Below are 3,953 nucleotides of genomic sequence, written 5' to 3'. Positions count from 1 at the left end.
TCATGGCCTGCAACAGTTCGATAATTTCATTGGAACGCACTTCCCCCAGAATCACCCGATCCGGGCGCATGCGCAGCGCGTTGATAACCAGCTCCCGGGCGCTGATCCGGCCCTTGCCCTCGGTATTGGCCGGGCGGGTTTCCAGGCGCACCACATGGGGATGGTTGAACACCAGCTCTGCTGAATCCTCAATGGTAAGGATCCGTTCCGTGCGCGGAATGTACTGACTGATCAGGTTCAGCATGGTGGTCTTACCCGTGCCGGTACCGCCGCTGATAATAATATTGCGCCGCGATTCCACTGCCTTGACCATGATGTCCAGGCAGGCGTCCGTCAGTGAGCCAGACTCGATCAGCTCACGGGCAGTCAGATGGTTACGGGTAAACTTGCGAACACTGATACTGGGGCCATCCAGTGCCAGCGGCGGGATAATGGCATTCACCCGCGAACCGTCTGGCAGGCGCGCATCCACCATCGGGCTGGACTCATCCAGACGCCGCCCGAGTGGCGCCAACATGCGACGAATGACCCGCACCACATGGTCATCATTGATAAACCGGACGGACGCTTTTTGCAGCACCCCCGCCACCTCGATGAAAACACTGTCCGGCCCATTCACCAGAATATCGTTGATGCGATCATCCGCCAGCAACGGCTCCAGCGGCCCGAAACCCGTCACTTCATCAAGGGTATCGCGGGCCAGCTGATTGAGGTCCTGCGTAGAAAGCGGCACCCGATTCAGGGCAATATGCTGACCCACCGCCGTGCGGACAAAATCCGACAGCTGATCACGGCCAGCATTGCCGACCTCAATTCCTTCCTCATCCAGCCGCTCCACCACCCAGCGATGGGTGCGATCCTTGAGCTGCTGATATTCGGCATCAATCCGTCCGGCCACGACTGCTCCTGCTATCCGTTGCGTTCACTAACCGTTTGATGACTCATTACGCATTACTGCGCAGGCGCTGCCACCAGCCCTGGCCAGCCACATCATCCTGCTGCATTTCCAGCTTGCCGATCAGTGCCTGCAAGTTCCGGCTATACCGGCAACGAGGAGATTGTTCCTGAATCGGCAAGCCGCTATTCATGGCCAGCAGCCGATAACGCCAATCCATTGGCAGACCGCCAAGCAGTGGTACGCCTGCCGTCTCCGCCAGCTCATCCACACCCGGTGGCGCATGGCTGTCCACGCCATCGACAATCAGGCTGACCTGACTGTCACGGCCCAGGTGAGAGCGCCAGTCGTTGCCCAGGCTGCGCACGGCATGGGCCTGATCCACCAGCGGATGCATGGCCACCAACAAGTGGCGGGCATGAATGCCCAGCGCACGCACCCAATGGCGACTTTCCAGCGTGCCCACATTGATCACGATGCGGTCAAACATCTGCATCAAATGGTTCAGGGCGATAAACAAATCAGCACTACGGTCCCCTGCCAGGTCACCGCTTTCCACCCCTCCGGCCAGCAATCGCAAGCCCGGTCGGTACTCTTCCAGCGCCGTGCCAATCAGGGTTTCATCCAGCGTTTCCGGGCTGGCCAGCAGATTCTCCAGGTTGTACTCGTTGTGCACATCCAGGTAGAAAATACCGCGTTCGCCCGGCTGGGTATCAATGGCCAGGCAGCGTTGCTCGGGGAACAAGCGGTTCAAACCCAGCGCCACATTCTGGGCCAGGAATCGGGTGTCTACCGTCGGGCTGGCAGAAGCCACCAGAGTGAGGTTATTGGTGCCGGAACGCACTTCGTCGCCATAGTGCCCAACACGCAGCAGCTGATGCCGGCGCAAGCGCTCACGCACATCCCCGGCATCCGTACCCGCTACGAAGCAGTCTCTGGCACCGGCCCGCATGGCCTGGAGCAGCAGCTCCTGGTTTGAGCGAGCACACACGGTGATCACGGTAACCCAGGGGCGTGCACTGGTCAGGGCCGTAATGATGGCCAGCGACTGGTCCATATCCGTTTCGGATATCTCGACCATCACCACATGGGCCGTCGTCGCCTCCAGTAAGCGCAGCACCCGGGTCAAATCGGAACGGCTAACCTGCTCCAGCCGGAACGGCTCTTCCACCACCCTATCCAGCCAGGCTTCGATACCTTCATCGTCAACAACCGAGAGAACAATGTCGTGGTCACTCATAGCATCACCAGCTCAGTCCATGACGGATGGGTTGGGAGCCGCGTCGGCTTTCCGTGGCCATATCCAGCCAGCCCATGCTGCTGGAATGGTAGCCGGCGCCCGGCAACGTCACCGGCGGGGTGGTGGCCTGCTGCGGCGTCACCAGATGCGGTGTCACCACCATCACCAGCTCCTTGTCATCTTTCTGAATTCGCGTGGACCGGAAAAACGCACCCAGCAGCGGGATATTGCCGATGCCCGGCAACCGGGCGCTGCTGTTAATGGTGTTACGGCTAACCAGACCACTGATAATGAAGGTTTCACCCGGGGCCAGTGACACGGTCGTTTCCGCCCGCCGCACACGCAGGCCAGGCACTGCCACACCACCGGTTTCCACGCCGGCGGAGAAATCCAGTTCGGACACTTCCGGCGCCACCTTGAGAATAATCTGGTTCTTGTCGATGACCGTGGGCGTCAGGCTCAGGCCAATGCCGAATTCCTTGAATTCGATCTGCACTCCGTCGGTGGTGCTGCGAGTTGGCACCGGGAATTCGCCACCGGACAGGAAGCTGGCGCTCTGGCCGGACAGACTGGTGAGCGACGGTTCCGCCAAGGTATACGCAAACCCACCGGATTCCAGCGCATTAATGGCCAACACCGAGTTGGGACCGAACCCAAACAGGTTAAAACCCTCTGTTCCCAGCGGAGTAGGCACCGCGCCCGGCACCTGAAAGCCGGAGCCCGGTGCGGCAATGCCCACCGCAGACTGACCACCATTGAATGAATTGCTGTAACTCATGCCCAACTGGTTCAACTCGGAACGGCTCACTTCCAGCACACGAATATCCGTCTGCACCTGGGTGCCGAACGGCAGGGAGTCACCCAGCGTCGTCGCCACAACCACGGTGCTTCGCAACGGTTTGCCGTTGTTGCGCAACCACACTGACAGCACTGCTGAACCTTCAGCTTTCGCCGTCAGCAGCAATTCATTACTGCCGGTCACCGTCAGGGCGGCCACACCCGGATCGGACGTAGCCACTTTCGATACCGCAGCGGGGAACGTCAGCACCTTCTGATCCCCAGGTGCCAAACGCATGGAATCGGTCAATTCCTCGGCCTGTACAACATTCGCCACCACCAAAAGCAGTAACGCCGACAAGCTGGTCCACCCCATTTTTATCAACCCACCCTTAACGCACATACGTGCTCCTTGAGTCAGACCCTTCATAGACTTCGACTCGCTGGCCCGGCTTGGCCTGCGGTGCAGGCGCTCGGGTAGCCGGGAACAGATCCTTGTAGTAGAACGGTTTGTCCTTCTTGCCACGGGCACTGGCCACAGAGCTCTCGTCACCCTTGTCGTCACTGGCAACCACTGCCAGACGCAGCGCGCCCTCTTCAGCCGCCAGCAACAATGGCGGCACCTTGTCCTTGGGCACCGCCAGCACCACGGTATTGTTACGACGCTGCTCTTCACGGTCCTGATCACTGCTGGCGGCGGCCATGGCGCCTTTTACCGCCAACACCTGGACGCTACGCAACAGCACCAGTGCCGCCGGGTTATCACGCTCCACCTTGCGAAAAGCCACCACCACATCCACCAGATCACCGGGCTGCAGCAATCCGCCAGCCATCACCACATTATCCACAGCCACGCCGACGGCACGAAAGCCCGTCGGTAACGCGCCAGGGAGGGTGCCGCCAGGTTCAAGATGATTTCGGGAAAGCAGCTCGCCCGGACGGGCAAACTGGCGAAGCTCCTTGCCCACCACCTTTTCATCGGCGGTCAGCACATTGGCAATCGGGGCAGGGGAAGACACCACCGCCAGGGACTCTTCATCA

4 protein-coding genes are annotated in these 3,953 nt (G+C 60.2%); all 4 read right to left on the bottom strand.

The window, feature by feature from the left end; translation table 11 throughout:
* Positions 1 to 898, bottom strand: an 898-nt coding sequence (locus A3754_RS18250) for a CpaF family protein (RefSeq protein WP_063520837.1), incomplete at its 3' end; no start/stop codon positions are given.
* Between the two features lie 46 nt (positions 899 to 944).
* Entirely contained in the window at positions 945 to 2,135 is a 1,191-nt protein-coding gene (locus tag A3754_RS18245; protein WP_063520836.1) for a hypothetical protein, read from the bottom strand.
* 4 nt (positions 2,136 to 2,139) lie between these two features.
* Positions 2,140 to 3,315: a type II and III secretion system protein family protein gene (locus A3754_RS18240; RefSeq protein ID WP_231880688.1), complete on the bottom strand. Its 1,176-nt coding sequence runs from the start codon at positions 3,313 to 3,315 to the stop codon at positions 2,140 to 2,142.
* Positions 3,305 to 3,953 (bottom strand): Flp pilus assembly protein CpaB (gene cpaB / locus A3754_RS18235; protein WP_063520834.1); only part of this gene is annotated, 649 nt, incomplete at its 5' end. The genes A3754_RS18240 and cpaB, both read right to left, overlap by 11 nt.

The organism is Alcanivorax sp. HI0083, assembly GCF_001635175.1.
This window is presented reverse-complemented; position numbering and strand designations above follow the sequence as displayed.

Coding starts and splice junctions, on each gene's coding strand:
- A3754_RS18245 (WP_063520836.1), bottom strand. CDS start 2,135: ATGAGTGACCACGACATTGTTCTCTCGGTTGTTGACGATGAAGGTATC.
- A3754_RS18240 (WP_231880688.1), bottom strand. CDS start 3,315: ATGTGCGTTAAGGGTGGGTTGATAAAAATGGGGTGGACCAGCTTGTCG.